This window comes from Sphingomonas arabinosi (assembly GCF_036663715.1).
Lineage (GTDB): Bacteria > Pseudomonadota > Alphaproteobacteria > Sphingomonadales > Sphingomonadaceae > Sphingomonas.
Map to the genome: position 1 here is coordinate 18,323 of NZ_JAXOJN010000004.1, position 16,156 is coordinate 34,478.

A 16,156-nucleotide genomic window follows, 5' to 3' on the forward strand; every position below is an offset into this window, starting at 1 on the left:
CAGCCCCTCACCCTCCCGTCGCAAGTGCTCCTCCTTCCCTCTCCCCGCAGGGGAGAGGGACAGATGATCAGTTCAGCACCACCGTGACCGCGCGGCGGTTGGCCGCCCAGCTCTGATCGTCCGAGCCCATCGCTACCGGGCGCTCCTTGCCGTAGCTGATCGTCGTCATCCGCGACGACGACACACCCTTTGCGGCCAGATAGTTCTTGGTCGCATTCGCGCGGCGATCGCCGAGCGCAAGGTTGTATTCGCGCGTGCCACGCTCGTCGGCATGGCCTTCGATCGTGATGCGCTGGTTCGGGAACTTCGCCAGCCACTGTGCTTGGCTGTCGAGGATCGCGCGTGCGGCCGGATCGATGTCGTACATGTCGAGACCGAAATTCACCGTGTTCGAGCTGACCGAGCGCTGGAAGTCGGCGTCCGAGCCCGGCACGATCGCACCACCGACGTTGCCGTTGTTCATCCCGGCATTGGGATCGACGGCAGCGTTGTTGTCGACCGGCGCGGGCGGCAGGACCTCGGGACGCTTCTTCGCACAGCCGGCGACGGCGATCAGCGCGGTGCACGCAAGCAAGATGTTGGAAAGCTTCGACATAGATAGTCTCCCGTAGAAAAACACGTGTCCCCGTTATGCCCCCATAGCAGGTTTACGGACGAAGCGGGCCCCAGGCCGGATCGGAGCCGTCGAGCGGCGTCGGGATCTTGCGCTCGTTGACGCCGGTCAGGTCGACCGACCAGAGGTCCGCCTTGCCGCCGCTGCCGCGTCCCGAGCGATAGAAGTTGATCACGCGACCGTTCGGCGACCAGCTCGGACCCTCGTCCTGCCAGTCGTTGGTAAGCAATTTCTCACCGCCGCCGCTCGGGCTCATGATGCCGATCCGGAAGCCGCCGCCGAGCTTGGTAAAGGCGATCAGGTCGCCGCGCGGGCTCCACACCGGCGTCGCATAACGCCCGCCGCCGAAGCTGATCCGCTGCTGGTTCGAGCCGTCGGCGTTCATCACGTAGATCTGCTGCCCGCCCGAGCGATCGCTCTCGAACACGATCCGCGAGCCGTCCGGCGAATAGCTGCCGCCGGTATCGATCCCCGGCGAGTTCGTCAGGCGCTGCGGCGTGCCGCCCTGCGACGAGACGCGGTACACGTCGGTGTTGCCGCCCTGCGCCATCGAGAACAGGATGTTGCGGCCGTCCGGCGAAAAGCGCGGTGCAAACGTCAGGTTCGCGTTCGCCACCACCAGCCGCTGCTTGCCCGAGCCGATGTCGTAGACATAGATCGCCGGGCGATTGTTGAGATAGCTCATATAGACGATCGACTGCTGGTTCGGCGCGAAACGCGGGGTCAGCACGATCGACTGGCCGTTGGTCAGGAAGCGGTGGTTGGCGCCGTCCTGATCCATGATCGCGAGCCGCTTGATCCGGCGACCCTTGGGTCCGGTCTCGGACACGTAGACGACGCGGCTGTCGAAATAGGCGCCTTCGCCGGTGAGGCGGGTATAGACCATGTCGGCGCATTTATGGCCTGCGCGGCGCCAGTCCGACGGCGACACGACGAAGCCGGTGCGCGTGAGTTCGGCCTTCGACGACACGTCGTAGAGGTAGCAGCCTACCGTCAAATTGCCGTCGCCGTTGGCGCGGATGAAGCCCTGGACCAGCGCCTGTGCGCCGGTGCTGCCCCAGTAATCGAACCCGGGTGCGGTGACTTCTGGGAAGCTGACCGGGCGAAGCTGGCCGGGAGAGAGCGGCGTGAACAGGCCCGAGTTGCGGAGGTCGTTCGTGACGATTTCGGACAACTGGCGACCGAGGACATCGGTCGAGCCTGCGGGGGTGGAGACGACCGCGGCGGTCGGCATGACGGGAATCGCGATCGGCATCGGCGCGGAGATGCCGCCGGTGACGTCGACCACGAGGCCGCCGGACTGGTCGCCGGCCGGGGCTGGGGCTGGCGCTGCGGGATCGGCGGGGGCTTGCTGGGGGGCTGGCGCGGGTGCGGGTGCATCCTGAGCGTAGGCGGCACCGCCGGAGACGAACGCGAGCAGCCCCACCGAAGCAAGAACCGCACGAGCCTTACGCCCACCCGACACCACCCCGGCGAAGGCCGGGGCCCAATTGGGGGACGCCGCCGAGGGAGCGTTGCGCATCATTACATCGACCTTCGCAATTGGGCCCCGGCCTGCGCCGGGGTGGTTACCTTGCGTTGAGCGGTCACCCGCAACCGGAAGCGTCTGGCGCGAAGGGAAAAACCCCAGGATCGATCGAGTCATAACGGACATCCTCAGCCGGGAAGTTTGTAGCGCAGGCTGAAATTGCTCCAGCCGTTCTGCACGTCATACAGGTCGTCGGGCAAACCGCGTAGCGGCGAACACCCGACAAAGGTCGCGATCGCGAGATCGTCGACGCGGTCGACATAGCGCCGGTTGTCGTCATCGACGCCGGCATGACCGGTGATCGTCGGCCGCGACTTCAGCGTGCCGTCGCGGTTGAGCTTCAGGTTGATCGTCACCCGGATCCGCTCTGCGCCCGGCCCCGGCGTGACCTGGCGGTTGGCGCAGGGCTGGACCTGCCGCAGGATCGCCGAGCCGATGTTCGCCGCCGCCTGCGCGCCGAGCTTGGCCGCCTTGGGCGCTTCCGACTTGCTCGGCGACGGATCGGCCGACAGCCCCTTCAGGAAATTATCGCCGAGCCGCGAGCCGCGCGGGCGCGAGGTCTTGGCCTCCGCGGTCGAGCCGCTGCCCTTGGTCGAAGACGGCTTGGCCGGCTTTGCCGACGACGCGGACGAGGTCTTGCCCGACGTGGACGACGTCTTCGCCGGCGCGGCGCTTGGTTTCGCCGCGGCCTTGGTCGGCGCGGACTTCGCGGGGGCGGCCTTGGCGGGCGCAGACTTGGTAGGGGGTGCCTTGGTCGGCTTGGGCTGCGGCTTCACCACGGGCTTAGCGACCGGGGCCGGCTTGGCGGCGGGCTTCGGTGGGGCAGGCTTGGGTTTGGGTTGCGGCCTGGGCGCGGGTTCCGGAGCCGGTTGCGGCTTGGGCGCAGGCTTCGGCGGCGCAGGCTTGGGCTGCGGCGCGGGGGGCGTGGGATCGGGCTGCGGCTCCGGCTCAGCCTCTTGCGGGGCGGGCGGCGCCGCATCCTCAGGCGCACCCTCTTCCGGCGCGATCGATTGCGCGGGCGCCTCGGTCGATTGCGGCGCGGTCGCCTCCAGCGCGACGTCGGGCACGAGGCTCACGTCGATTGGCTGCTGCTGGATCTTGGGCGGTTCGGGCGCGCTGAGAAAGCCGAGCGACAGAAAGCCGAACAGCACCGCATGCCCGACGACGGCAACACCCAGGCCGATCTTCTCCGAACGATCCATCACCCGAGGCCCATCAGTTCTGGTTGCCCTCGACGGTCACCAGCGCGACGCGGTTCAGCCCGGCGCGGTTGAGTTCGCCCATCACCCGCATCACGCGGCCGTAATCGAGCTTCCGGTCCGCGCGCAGCAGCACCTGCGGCTCGTCGCCGACCGCGCGGCTCGCGGCAATCGCGGCCAACCGCACCGGCAGCGCGTCGTCGGCGATCTGATCCTTGTCGATGAACAGCGCGCCGGTCTCGTCCATCGAGATTTCGACGGGCTTCTGTTCCTGATCGAGCGCCTTGGCGCGCGCGTCGGGGAGGTTCACCGGCACGCCCGCGGTCATCAGCGGCGCGGTCACCATGAAGATGATCAGCAGCACCAGCATCACGTCGACCAGCGGCGTGACGTTGATATCCGCCATCGGCGCGCGCCGCCCGCGGCCGCGTGAAGAAGGAAGGTTCATCGCCATCTAAAATCCTCCCCGCACGCGGGGAGGGGGACCAGCGAAGCTGGTGGTGGGGGCGTGCGTCAAACGCTGCGCTGCGTGGAGTATCTCGTTCCACAGACGCAGTGCTGCGGGGAGAGCCCCCTCCACCACGCCGCTGCGCGTCGCGGTCCCCCTCCCCGTGCCGGGGAGGATTTGCGTCGCGCTCATCGCGAGCCGTCCAACTGGCGTGACAGGGTCGTGTGAAACCCGTCCGCAAACCGGTTGAGGCTCGCCTCGATCCGGTTGATGCCGTGCGAGAAGCGGTTGTACGCGATCACCGCAGGGATCGCCGCGAACAGGCCGATCGCCGTCGCGAACAGCGCCTCGGCGATACCCGGCGCCACCACCGCCAGCGACGTGTTCTGTGCCGCGGCGATGCTGGTGAAGCTGCGCATGATGCCCCACACCGTGCCGAACAGCCCGACGAACGGCGCGACCGAGCCGACCGTCGCCAGCACGTTCAGCCGGTCCGACAGCGTGTCGATCTCGCTCGCGACCGCTGCGCCCATCGTCGTGGCCAGCCGCTCGCGCGTGCCGCTCTTGTCGATCGTTCCGCCCGCGGTCGAGCGGCGCCATTCGGTCACGCCGGCCGCGAACACGCGCGCCGACGGCAGGTCGCTCTCGCCCTCCGCCTTGTAGAAGACGTCGATATCCTCGGCCTTCCAGAAATCGCGCTCGAACCGCACCATGGTCTTGCGCGTCTTGCCGATCCGCCGCCAGAACGCGACGATCAGCGCCCAGGTCCAGATGCTGGCGAGCAGCAGCCCGATCATCACGCCCTTCACGACCCAGTCGGCCTGCAGGAACAAGTGGATCGGCGACAGCGTCGCGCTATCCATAGTCAACACCGGATTCATGCTTCCCCCTGCCAGACTAGGCGTTCGTAGATATCGATCCATGCGCGTGGCTGGCGGCGTGGGCGACCGTTGGGAGCGACCAATGCCGCCACCACGTCCGCCTCGGCCAAGACAAGCCCGTCGCGCATGACCCTTTGATGAATGGCAACGCTCGCGGCGCGGACTTGTGTGATCCGTGAGACGACCAGCAGCGCGTCGTCCAGCCTGGCGGGCGCGGCATAGCGGATCGCGACGCTGGCGATCGCGTAGGAGCCTTCGCCCGCCTCGAACGCCGCGCGCTGATCGATCCCGCCGACCCGCAGCATGTCCGAGCGTGCGCGCTCCATGTAGCGCAGGTAATTGGCGTGATAGACCGCGCCCGACAGATCGGTGTCCTCGAAATACACGCGTACCGGAAACCGGTGCTCGCGCCCGTCGAAGCGGCCTTCCGCCGGACGATCTGAAACTTCAGCCATTCCCGCGGCTGTTAACCCAGTCTTTGCGGGGAAGCCAACCATTGCCTGCAAGATGTGCGCGGTAACGGCGGTGAAACGTTAACGCGATCCTCCCCCTGGCGGGTGGGATTCTATTGGAAGACGCTGGGGTCGAGCTTCAGGCGAGGCTGCGCGGGCGGCACGGGCTGCGAGACCGGCTGGAGCCGGGCCTGCGTGATCGCCTGCACTGGCGCATTCGACGCATATTGGCGCGAGGCGACCAGCTGCGGCTGGACCGGACGGACCGTGCGACCGCGCCATGCGTCGACCGCGCGGTAGAAATCGGTGAACGGCCGCTCGAGCACCGGCAGGTTCTGTGCGGCGAACGCGGGCAAGGTATCGGCCGTCAGACCTGTGCTTTGCGCGAGAACAGCGCCCGCCGCCGCGCAGAAGTCATCGCGCGCGGGCGACTGGGAGAAGAAGTTGTACAGGCGCGTCATCGAATCGTCGTAGCGATCCTGCCAGTCGCCCCCGCCTGCCTTGTATTCGCTGGCATAGGTCGCCTCGGCCTTTGCGAGCACCGGCTTCTGCGCAGACAGCAGGGCGTTGTAGCCTGCGACGATCGTCAATTCCTGCGGCCCACGGCACGCGAGCGCGGCGACGTTGAGAGCGGCGCGGAGATGCCAGACCTTGGCGGACGTCGTCAGGTTGCGATTCGGCGTGGGATAGGTGCCGTCGGCCAGCGCGACCGGGATGACGATGGTCGGCGACGCACCCTTGGGCATCGTCGGCGCAGGGACCGGCACCATGATGACGGGCGGCGCGACCTGCGCCACGGTCCGTGGCTTCGACGTGCAGCCGGCCAGCAGGCCCAATGCGGTAACGGACAGCAAAGCAAACCGACGACTCATCGCAACCACCTCGTAACGTCCCCCGACGGGACACTCTATGCAGGGATTAGGTTAACGAGACGTAATCCCTATGCGGTTTGCGGCGAGTTGAGAGGGGGTGGGGTTGGGGGTTTGCTGAGACGGCTCGGGCAATCCCCCACGTCACTTCCACCCCGGCGGAGGCCGGGGCCCAATTGGAGAGGTCGGAATAACGGAGAGCAGCATGGATCAGCAACGTCCCCCAATTGGGCCCCGGCCTTCGCCGGGGTGGGGCTAATGAATGCTGAAAACACGTTGCCCTCCCGATCCTGCCCCTGGCGGGAGAGGATCAGAAGTACCTTAAACCGCGCGTGCTTCCAGCGCTGCGGCCGCCTGTGCCATCAGGCCGCCAATGATGTCCGCGACCGGTTCCTCGCGCTTGACCATGCCGACCGACTGGCCCGCCATCACCGAGCCATGCTCGACATCGCCGTCGACCACCGCGCGGCGCAGCGCGCCCGCCCAGTAATGCTCGATCTGCAACTGCGCCTCGGCCATCTCCACGCGGCCACCATCGAGATGCCCGGCAACTTCGCGCTGCTTGGCGGTGAACAACTCGCTCGACGCGTTCTTCAGCGCGCGGACCGGGATGACGGGAAGCCGCGCATCGATCTGCACGCTGGCGATCGCATCGCGCGCCGAAGCCCGGATGAACGCCTTCTTGAAATTGGCATGCGCAATCGACTCGGTCGCGCACACGAACAGCGTGCCGAGCTGGACGCCCGCCGCGCCCATGTCGAGATAGCCGGCGATCGCCTCGCCGCGACCGATCCCGCCGGCGACGAACACGGGAACCTGCTCAGCGATCTCGGGCAGCATTTCCTGCGCGAGTACGCTGGTCGAGACCGGGCCGATATGGCCGCCGGCCTCCATGCCCTCGATCACCAGCGCATCGACGCCGCTGCGGATCAGCTTCTTCGCGAGCGCCAGTGCGGGCGAGAATGCGATCAGCTTGGCGCCAGTCTCCTTGATCGCCTCGATGCTGCCCTTGGGCGGCAGGCCACCGGCGAGCACGATGTGGCCGACCTTGTGCTTGGTGCAGACCGCGATCAGCTCGAACAGGTCGGGATGCATCGTGATGAGGTTCACGCCGAACGGCTTGTCGGTCATCGCCTTGGTCGCGGCGATCTCGGTGTCGAGCAGCGCGGGCGTCATCGCCCCGCACGCGATCACGCCGAACCCGCCCGCGTTGGAGATCGCGGAGACGAGGTTACGCTCGCTTACCCAGGACATCGCGCCGCCGAGAATGGCGACCTCCGACCCGAGGAACGATGCGCCGCGCGCCATCCGGCGGGCGAGCCGCTCGGCGCCTACCGAGTGAAGGGGGGCGGGGGATGAGGTAGCCTGAAGCGCGGACATATCGGTCATGCGCCCCGCCTAGCCCTCCCCCGACCCCTCCCGCAAGCGGGAGGGAGAGATTTACGCCGCATCCTCGGCATCGAGGCCGTACGCAGTGTGCAGCACGCGCACCGCCAGCTCGGTATAATCCTCTTCGATCAGCACGCTGACCTTGATCTCCGAAGTCGCGATCGCCTGGATGTTGATGCCGCGCTCGCCGAGCGTCGTGAACATCGTCGAGGCAACGCCCGCGTGGCTACGCATCCCGACGCCGACAACGGACACCTTGGCGACGCGCGTGTCGTGGACGATCGTCGCATAGCCGATCGCGTCCTTCGCCTTGTCGAGGATATCGAGCGATCGCGCGAGGTCCGCCGCAGGCACCGTGAAGGTGACGTCAGTCGAGCCGGTCGAGTGCGCGACGTTCTGCACGATCATGTCGACGTTGATCCCGCCGTCCGCCAGCGGCGCGAAGATCGCCGCGACCGAGCCGGGCCGATCGCTGACCTGCGTCAGCGTGATCTTCGCCTCGTTCTTGTCGTGCGCGATGCCGGTGATGAGCTGGCGTTCCATATCGTCGATTTCCTCTTCGCCCACGATCAGCGTGCCGCGGTGACCGTCATTGGTATCGCCGTCTTCGAACGAAGACAGCACGCGCACGCGCACATTCTCTTTCATCGCCAGACCAACAGACCGCGTCTGCAACACCTTGGCACCGACGCTGGCGAGTTCCAGCATCTCTTCGTACGTGACCTTGCTCAGTTTCCGCGCGCGCGGCACGATCCTGGGGTCGGTCGTGTAGACGCCGTCGACGTCGGTATAGATGTCGCAGCGATCGGCCTTCATCGCCGCCGCCATCGCCACCGCCGACGTATCCGAGCCGCCGCGGCCGAGCGTCGTCACGCGTTGGCCGTCCGCGACGCCCTGAAAACCGGGGATCACGGCGACGACACCGTCTGCGAGGCTCGCATCGAGCGCGGCCGTGTCAATCTCGCCGATTCGCGCCGAACCATGTGCGTCCGACGTGTTGATCGGCAGCTGCCAGCCGAGCCACGACCGGGCCTTGCAACCCGCCGCCTGCAAAGCGATCGCGAGCAGGCCGCTCGTGATCTGCTCGCCGGCCGAGACGACGACGTCATATTCCTTCGCGTCGTACAGAGACGACGCCTCGCGGCAGAAGCCGACCAGCCGATCGGTCTCGCCCGCCATCGCGGAGACGACGACGGCGACCTGGTTGCCGGCGTCGACTTCGCGCTTCACGCGCGCGGCGACGTTGCGGATACGCTCGATCCCAGCCATCGACGTCCCGCCGAATTTCATCACGATACGGGCCATTGGCAGCGCAAATCCCTTTGGGTCGAAGCGGCGGCCCTGATAGGTAGCGCGCATGATACTGGCAAGTGACACCGTAAACGGCGCAACAATCGATCCGCGCGAGGCCGCGCATTTCGGCACCATGGCCAAGGACTGGTGGGATCCGAAGGGCTCGTCCGCCCCGCTCCACAAGCTCAACCCGCCGCGGCTGCGGTATATCCGCGAGCAGGTCGACGCGCATTGGGGTGGCGATGGGGCTAGCTTCACGCCGCTGGCGGGGAAGACCGCGCTCGACGTCGGGTGCGGCGCGGGATTGCTGTGCGAGCCGTTAGCGCGCCTCGGTGCGGCGGTGACGGGGATCGACGCGGCGCCGGAGAATATCGCGGTGGCGGAGATTCACGCAGCGCAGAGCGGGTTGGCGATCGACTATCGTGCGGGGGGAGTCGAGGGGCTGGTCGGGCAGTTCGATCTGGTCACCAGCCTCGAGGTGATCGAGCATGTCAGCGATCCTGCCGGTTTCATTCGGGGCCTCGCGCGGACGTTGGCGGAGGGCGGGCTGCTGATTTTGTCGACGCCCAACCGTACGCCGTTGTCTCGGTTGGCGATGATCACCGTGGCGGAAGGTGCTGGGGTAATTCCCAAGGGGACGCATGACTGGAACAAGTTCCTGACGCCTGAGGAACTGACTGCGTTGCTGAAGGATGCGGGGCTGCGTGTGACGGACACGCGGGGGCTGAGCTTCTCGCCGGCTACGGGGTTTGCGCTGAGCGATTCGACCAGTCTCGATTACTTCCTGACCGCGGTAAAAGCCTGAGCGTGCCCGCGGCGGCACCACCCCGGCGAAGGCCGGGGCCCAATTGGGAAGGCCGAGGTAACGAACCGCCATCCTCAATCATCACCGTCCCCCAATTGGGCCCCGGCCTCCGCCGGGGTGGGGCTGAGTAATGGAGCGCTTCCTTCCCCTACCTTGTTCACCCGCGAAGACGGGCGCCCAGTCTGGGCACTCGCCTTCGCGGGTGAACACACTTCCGATGCTGGCAGCGCTGGCGATCCTCTTCGTCACCCTCGCGCTCCTCCGCCCGGTAGACCATGACGAATCCCAATACGTCGCCGCCGCCGCGCTGACCGCCCACGGCCTCCTCCCCTACCGGGACTTCGCCTACCTCCAGACCCCGCTCCAGCCCTACCTCTTCGCACCCATCGCAGCCCTAGCCGGCACCTGGGCCTGGCCAGCGCTCCGCATCCTCAACGCCCTGCTCGGCGTCGCGACGATAGCCTGCGTCCACACCGCAGCCCGAACCCTCGGCGCCAAACCCAAGGCAGCCCTCGCCGCCGCAGCGCTCTTCGCAACCTGCGACATCCTCCTCTTCAGCATCGGCACAGCCCGCAACGACGCGCTCCCCGCCGCGCTTCTGGCGGCCGCACTCCCCCTGATCGTCCGCCCCGCCATCAGGCGCAAAACCGCCGCACTCGCCGGCCTGCTCCTCGCAAGCGCCGCCGCCGCGAAAATCTCCTACGCGTTCCCCGCGCTCGCCTACGGCCTCTACGCGCTGGCCAGCCGCCGCCATCGCCCCGTCGCGATCCTGCTCGGCACGCTCCCGGTTATCGCCTTCGTCGCCTGGACCTATGCCAGCAGCCCGGCCGGGTTCGTGTTTGGCACCTTCACCTTCCCCGCGCGCGGCCCCGCCGAATATTACGCGCTGCGTCCGTGGAAGATGTCGCTGCCCGCCAAGGCGATTGACACGCTGAAGTTCCTCGCGCTCGGCGCAGCCCTGCCCGCGCTCGCGCTGGTCGTCCGCGACACCTGGCGACGCCGCACGATCGGACTGCTCGATTGGCTGATCCTCGCAGGCCTGATAGCCGCACTGCTGCCGTTCCCAACCTGGCGGCAATATCTGTTGCCGGCTTTGCCTGCATTGTTCGTCCGCCTGTCGCTGATCCCACCCCCGAGCCGCGCATGGCGAATCGCGTTTGCGATATTCGCCACCGCCGGCCTTGCCCCTTCGGTCGCTGCCTTGGCGGACTCGGATAGCCTGTCGCTCACCCAAGCCCTGCGCGAAGGCCGGGCGGTCGGCCGCACGCTCGACCGACACGGAGTCGAAGGCCCTATCGCCACGCTCTCCCCGCAAATGCTCCCCGCAGCGAACCGCCTGCCGGACCCCGCCTTCGCCACCGGCCCGTTCTATTTCCGCAGCACGACCCTGCTCGACGCCCCCCAGGAACACGCGCTCCACCTGATCTCCCGAGCGCGCCTAAAACTCGACGGATCGACGATCCTCACCGGCGGCGAAGGCCCCGCGACCAGCGGCGACGCCAGCCTCGACCGAGCACTCGCCACCGCCGCGCTCAAAGCCGGTTACGATCCGATCCCGATCTCCGGCACGCGCTTCACCGCGTTCACGCCGCCAGCCCGCACCCCTGCTTCGCCGCCACCAGTCCCGCATAATAGTCCATGAGCTCGACCGCATGCTCGCGGTCGCTGCGCACGTGGCGCGCCGCCACCGCCGCCGCGCGCCGGAGCATAGCCGGATCGCGCGCGAACAACCGCCCGATCGCCGCCGCCGCACTCTCCGCGTCGCGCGCCGCGTAGAGCTCGCTCGCATGGCGGTCGGCGACTTCGGCGCACCCGCCCGTATCCGGCACGATCAGCGGCAGACCCGACGCCATCGCCTCCGAGGCGACCAGTCCGAACGGCTCGGCCTCCGACCCGTGGATCAGCGCGTCGCAGCTCGCCATGATCCGCGCGAGCCGCTCGCGGTCATAGACCGGCGCGAACATCCGGATGTGCGGCGACCCGCCGATCCGCCGCTGGATCGCCTTGGTCTGCGCACCTGCGCCGATCAGGACCAGCCCGACCGGCAGAGTCGCCCCCGCCCGCGCCACCGCATCGACCACCAAGGGCCAGCGCTTCTCGCCGTGGTGGCGCCCGAGCCCGAGCAGCAGCATCCCGTCCTCGGGCAACCCGCACTGCCGCAGCAACGCCGCGCGCAGCCGCGTATCGTGCAGGTCCGGCGAGAAATGCCCGCGCTCGATCCCCAGCGGCATCGCCGCGTCGATCCGGACACCACGCGCGCGCAATCGCTTCTCCAGCGCCGGGCCGTTGGTGACGACGACGTCGTATTTCGCGAGGAAACGGTTCATGTACCGGCTGTACCAGGCGAAGCCGCGCTCGATCTGGTCGTGGCTGGCCACGCCTGCGAACCAGCGCTGCGCATACGCCGCGATGTTGTCGTTGTGCATGAAGAAGGACTTTACCGCGCGGCCCTGCCAGTCGCCGACGAACCACGCCGGTCGCCACGGCGAACAGCACTCGACCACGTCCGGATCGAGATCGTCGAGCAAGCGGTGGATCGCGCCCTCGTCCCAGAACAGCCCATAGTTGCGATCGAACGGCATGCCCGGCGACTTGAGGTAGATGATTCGCCCGCCGCCCGGCCGCTCCTCGACGCGGTCCTGTCTGCCGGGCGCGACGACGATCAGTTCGTGGCCCATGTCCGCCATGATGCCCATCTTGCGGTCGACATAGGTCCGCACCCCGCCGCCGGTCGGCGAGTAGAACTCGTTGACGTCCACGATTCTCACAGGCGAGCCTTCACGGCGTGACAGGCCCGAACCCGCCGAGCCCGCGCAGATACTGCACGGTGATCCGCACCGTCGTCACGGCGGCACCGACCTCGACCAGCGCCTGTTCGACCTTGGGGCGCGATCGTCCGAGCTTCCCATTGCTCGCGAACCCGGCGCCATCGGTCCAGAAACTGAACTTGTTCTTGCCGTCGCGATTATGCGTCAGCAACAACGCGTAGCGACCCGGCCGCGGCACCCGGATGCACAGCATCGGCGCCCCGCTTGGCGGCGTCGGCACCACCACCCGCCGGAACGTCTTGCCCGCCGCGATCAGGACGTGGTCGTCCTTCAGGAAATCGGCTTCCTCGCCGGGATAGAGTTCGAGTTTCAACTCGCCCGTGCGATCCTTCAATCCGGTGATTTCGACCGCAATCGCCGGCCCCCCTCCCGGTCGGCACGCTGCGGCGTCGCTGCCGAGCACCTGCGCACCGGCCGGTCCCGCAAGCACGGCGATCGCGACCAGCGCGACACAGGCGCGGATCACGCGCGCAACCGGGTGAGTCCGGCATGGATGCCGAACAGGATGATCAGCGCGACATGCACCAGCAGCGTCAGCGCGGCGGTGAACGCGATCAGCTCCGACAAGGCTTGATCCTGCCCGATCAACAGAATCGCGGCGTTGGCGAACAGCAGGTCCTTGTTCGGCACCAGCGGCAGGCGCGACACGAGCAGGCGCCCGGCGGCGAGGAACAGCCACATGCCGACCGGCACGCCCGGCAGCGCGAAATGCCACGCGAACGCAATCAGCACCGATCCGCACAGCAACCGGATGCAGTGGATCCCGAACACCCACCATAATTTGGCACGCGGCAGGGAGAATACCCGTCGCGAGAAGATCAGGAACGGCAGCGAGATCGCCAGCGTCACGCCGGCCGACGCCAGCACCGTGCGAAACTGATCGTGCGTCAGCAGATGCCGCCCGAGCGGCAACGCGATCGCCACCAGCAGCAGCGTGACCGCATTGCCCGCGATCGCCGACAGGATCGAAACGTCCTTCACTGCGCCGAACGGCGACGCCACCATCCGCGCCTTCGCCCGCGCCCAGGCGTAGAAATAGGCGTCACCCGAATAGCCGAACACGACTTCGTTCGCGATCCGCTTCTTGATCAGCGCGACGAGGCCGCCGAGCGGGATGCCCCATAGCCGCCGAAAGATGACGTAATCCCCGGTCGGCGGCGACATGTAGAGCAAGCCGAAACACAGATAGAAGCGCGGGTCCTGCGGTACCGATCGCGTGAGTCCGACGAGGCCGTGCCCGAGCAACTCGCGCCCCAGCCCGACGATCATGGCCAAGGTCAGCACCGCACCGATGATCGCGGGCCAGCGGCTGCCAAGCGTCTTCAGCGGCTCGAGCCCGACGCGCGCGATATCCGCATAGCCGTCGCGGTCGGCAGTTTTCGTACGGAAGTTCACTCGCCGGTCCTCAAACCATTGTCCTCAAGCCATCCTGACGCCCGTTGCCCGCCGCCCCCTGCCTGCCCACCGTCGCGCGGCCTGATAGCCGCCCGCCATCGTGCATGCACGCAAAGTCGGTTTCAATCGGTCCCGATCTCCGCTTTATCCATCGCGCATCATGATGACCCCCATATGTCACTCCTGAGCGAACCACCGATCGCGCGGCACATCCTGACCTATGCCAGGGATTTGCGCGGCGGGGGGGTCGAACGCGCACAACTGCGCCTCGCGCGCGGCTGGTTGGCGGCGGGGCGGCGCGTCACGCTGGCAATCGAGGATATTTCGGGACCGCTGACGTCGGAGCTGCCGGAGGGTCTGGAGATCATCGTGTCGTCGCGGTTGCTAGCGTTGCCGGGGGTGGTTCGGCGTTTGTCGCCGGATGTGATCTTCTGCCCGGGCAATTTCTACACCGGGATCGCGGCCTGGACCCGGCTACGGCTTGGGAAGACCTGTCCGCCGATCGTCGCCAAGATGTCCAACGCGCCTGCCCGGGCGGATCATGGCCGGGTAATGCACGCTGCGCATCAGGTCTGGCTGGCGCGGCATGGGAGCTTCCTTGATCACCTCGTTGCGATGACTCCGGCGACTGCGGAGGAGGCTGCGGGGGCGACGTGCATGGTCGGGCGGACCAGCGTCATTCCGAACCCGCCCGCGGTGGCGATTCCGGGGGAGGTGCCGGACCTGCCTGACCGTTTCATTCTCGGCGTCGGGCGGCTCGAACCGCAGAAACGCTGGGACCAGCTGATCGCCGCACTCCCGCTGCTGGCGGACCGGACGGTACCGCTGGTTATCCTTGGCGAAGGAAGTGAGCGGGGCGCGATCGAGGCTCAGGTTCGAGAACTTGGCTTGGGGGACCGCGTCCTCCTGCTCGGCCATAGCGGCGATCCCCTCCCGGTGATGGCCCGCGCGACCGTGCTGGCGCTGACGTCGGATTACGAAGGGGTGCCGGGGGTGTTGCGGGAGGCGCTGTCGGTCGGGACGCCGGTGGTCTCGACCGATTCGAGCGCGGCGGTCGCGGAGATCGTCGACCGCCCCGATCGCGGCACGGTTGTCGCGAGGAACGACACTGCTGCGCTGGTCGCTGCGCTGGACGCGTGGCTTGCGCCGACTGTGCCGCGGCCGGAGCCGGTACCGCAACCCGGCGCGGACTCGGCGGAGCGCTACCTTGCGCTCTTCGACCGGTTGGTACGACGGTAGCGGCCTACTTCGTTCCCCGCCTCAATTACGTTCGGGGCCCCCACCTTCCGTCATCCCCGCGGAGGCGGGGACCCATATCCTGAGGGGTTTGCCAGTATGGGTCCCCGCGTCCGCGGGGATGACTAGGGTGGGAGCTTGAACCCGGATCAAGTGGTAAGGGGGGAACGTTAGGCCTTGGCTTTACCGTCAACCTCAGCCTTTTCCTCTTCCCGCTCAGACCGCCGCTCCAGCGCGGTCTTCAACATCGCAGTCATCGGGTCGGCTAGCGCCAGCCCCAATATCCCGAACAGCGCGCTCGCCAGGATCTGCGCGCCCAGCGTCAACGCCGGCGGCAGGTCCACCGTGCGCTTGGCCACCATCGGCACGATCACATACCCGTCGATCGTCTGCACCACGAGATACGTGCCGATCGCCCAATACCCCGTGTCGACGCCCGCGCTGAACCCGACTGCGACCATCAGCACGCCGGTCACGATCGCGCCGACATTCGGGATGAACGCCAAGATACCCGCGATGATGCCGAGCAGCATCGCCATCGGCACGCCACCGATCGTCAGCGCGATACCCGTCGCGACGCCCTCGACCGCCATGCCCAGCAGGCGCCCGGCGAGCAGCTTGCGCAACGTGTCGCCCATCTTGACCAGCGTCTTGGCGAACTCGGGCCGCAGGTCGATCGGCACCATCCACTGGAGCCCGCGCGAATAGGTCCCCGGATCCATCGCGATGAACAGCCCTAGGATCAGGATCATGAACATGCTGGTCAGCGCGCCGATCGCGGTGCCGACCCACGACGTCACCCGCCCGACTGAGCCCAGCGCCTGCTTGACGATTCCGTTGACGTCCGACGCGCCCGGCATCAGCCCTTGCGACGTCAGATAGCCGGTGAAGCGATTGGCTTGCGTCTCCAGCGTCGAACGCAGCTGGGTCACCTGTTCGGTCACCTGCACGCCGGTCAGGACGAAGGTGCCGACCAGGAACGCGAACGTCAGCAGCACGACGATCAGCAGCCGCCAGCCGCGCCCGATCGGCAGCACCCGCCCAAGCAGACGCACGCCGCCGTCGAGCAGCGCCGCGAACACGACGCCGGCAAAGATGATCAGCAATGGCTGTACCAGCACGATCAGCAACGCGATCAGGCAGGCGAGCCCGAGCCAGATAACCGCCCGCTTCAGTTCCTTGCGCAGGAACGGATCGCGCATCTCGACCGGGCTGAGTTC

The 16,156-nt window shown here is 67.5% G+C and carries 16 protein-coding genes; 3 read left to right on the forward strand and 13 right to left on the reverse strand.

The window, feature by feature from the left end; translation table 11 throughout:
- Positions 1 to 67 precede the first annotated feature (67 nt).
- From pal to U1708_RS08395, 9 genes are all read right to left on the reverse strand, one after another.
- Positions 68 to 595 carry a peptidoglycan-associated lipoprotein Pal gene (gene pal / locus U1708_RS08355; RefSeq protein ID WP_332744617.1) on the reverse strand — a complete coding sequence of 176 codons (528 nt, stop codon included), beginning with the start codon at positions 593 to 595 and terminating at the stop codon, positions 68 to 70.
- Positions 596 to 647: 52 nt separating this feature from the next.
- Entirely contained in the window at positions 648 to 2,138 is a 1,491-nt protein-coding gene (gene tolB / locus U1708_RS08360) for a Tol-Pal system beta propeller repeat protein TolB (protein ID WP_332744619.1), read from the reverse strand.
- A 131-nt stretch (positions 2,139 to 2,269) separates the two neighbouring features.
- The gene (gene tolA / locus U1708_RS08365; protein ID WP_332745138.1) at positions 2,270 to 3,343 is read right to left on the reverse strand and encodes a cell envelope integrity protein TolA; all 1,074 of its coding nucleotides are present in this window, start codon (positions 3,341 to 3,343) and stop codon (positions 2,270 to 2,272) included.
- Positions 3,344 to 3,356: 13 nt separating this feature from the next.
- Positions 3,357 to 3,794 (reverse strand): protein TolR, encoded by a 438-nt coding sequence (tolR, locus tag U1708_RS08370; protein WP_332744621.1) that lies wholly within the window; start codon positions 3,792 to 3,794, stop codon positions 3,357 to 3,359.
- Between the two features lie 182 nt (positions 3,795 to 3,976).
- On the reverse strand, positions 3,977 to 4,669 hold the full coding sequence (gene tolQ / locus U1708_RS08375) for a protein TolQ (RefSeq protein WP_332744623.1): 693 nt from the start codon (positions 4,667 to 4,669) through the stop codon (positions 3,977 to 3,979).
- A complete protein-coding gene (locus U1708_RS08380; RefSeq protein WP_332744625.1) occupies positions 4,666 to 5,124 on the reverse strand; it encodes a YbgC/FadM family acyl-CoA thioesterase in 459 nt (152 codons plus the stop codon). The genes tolQ and U1708_RS08380 overlap by 4 nt, the downstream gene beginning before the upstream one ends.
- A gap of 110 nt (positions 5,125 to 5,234) precedes the next feature.
- A complete protein-coding gene (locus tag U1708_RS08385; protein WP_332744627.1) occupies positions 5,235 to 5,993 on the reverse strand; it encodes a hypothetical protein in 759 nt (252 codons plus the stop codon).
- 318 nt (positions 5,994 to 6,311) lie between these two features.
- Positions 6,312 to 7,298, reverse strand: coding sequence for an NAD(P)H-dependent flavin oxidoreductase (locus U1708_RS08390; protein ID WP_332745141.1), 987 nt, complete (start codon positions 7,296 to 7,298; stop codon positions 6,312 to 6,314).
- Positions 7,299 to 7,430: 132 nt separating this feature from the next.
- Entirely contained in the window at positions 7,431 to 8,684 is a 1,254-nt protein-coding gene (locus U1708_RS08395) for an aspartate kinase (protein ID WP_332745143.1), read from the reverse strand.
- A gap of 52 nt (positions 8,685 to 8,736) precedes the next feature.
- Between U1708_RS08395 and ubiG the strand changes: the two genes are divergently transcribed.
- The gene (ubiG, locus tag U1708_RS08400; protein WP_332744629.1) at positions 8,737 to 9,477 is read left to right on the forward strand and encodes a bifunctional 2-polyprenyl-6-hydroxyphenol methylase/3-demethylubiquinol 3-O-methyltransferase UbiG; all 741 of its coding nucleotides are present in this window, start codon (positions 8,737 to 8,739) and stop codon (positions 9,475 to 9,477) included.
- A gap of 202 nt (positions 9,478 to 9,679) precedes the next feature.
- Positions 9,680 to 11,119 carry a DUF2029 domain-containing protein gene (locus U1708_RS08405; RefSeq protein ID WP_332744631.1) on the forward strand — a complete coding sequence of 480 codons (1,440 nt, stop codon included), beginning with the start codon at positions 9,680 to 9,682 and terminating at the stop codon, positions 11,117 to 11,119.
- Here U1708_RS08405 and U1708_RS08410 read toward each other — a convergent pair.
- The 3 genes from U1708_RS08410 to U1708_RS08420 are packed head-to-tail and all read right to left on the reverse strand — an operon-like array spanning position 11,061 to position 13,700.
- Entirely contained in the window at positions 11,061 to 12,245 is a 1,185-nt protein-coding gene (locus tag U1708_RS08410; RefSeq protein ID WP_332744634.1) for a glycosyltransferase, read from the reverse strand. The genes U1708_RS08405 and U1708_RS08410 overlap by 59 nt on opposite strands.
- A gap of 10 nt (positions 12,246 to 12,255) precedes the next feature.
- Entirely contained in the window at positions 12,256 to 12,771 is a 516-nt protein-coding gene (locus U1708_RS08415; protein ID WP_332744635.1) for a DUF2141 domain-containing protein, read from the reverse strand.
- Positions 12,768 to 13,700 (reverse strand): hypothetical protein, encoded by a 933-nt coding sequence (locus U1708_RS08420; protein ID WP_307087556.1) that lies wholly within the window; start codon positions 13,698 to 13,700, stop codon positions 12,768 to 12,770. Before U1708_RS08420 ends, U1708_RS08415 begins: the two co-directional genes overlap by 4 nt.
- A gap of 174 nt (positions 13,701 to 13,874) precedes the next feature.
- Between U1708_RS08420 and U1708_RS08425 the strand changes: the two genes are divergently transcribed.
- Positions 13,875 to 14,939, forward strand: a complete 1,065-nt coding sequence (locus tag U1708_RS08425; protein WP_332744640.1) for a glycosyltransferase — start codon at positions 13,875 to 13,877, stop codon at positions 14,937 to 14,939.
- A 167-nt stretch (positions 14,940 to 15,106) separates the two neighbouring features.
- Here U1708_RS08425 and U1708_RS08430 read toward each other — a convergent pair whose 3' ends face one another.
- A complete protein-coding gene (locus tag U1708_RS08430) occupies positions 15,107 to 16,138 on the reverse strand; it encodes an AI-2E family transporter (RefSeq protein ID WP_443030030.1) in 1,032 nt (343 codons plus the stop codon).
- Positions 16,139 to 16,156: the final 18 nt, after the last annotated feature.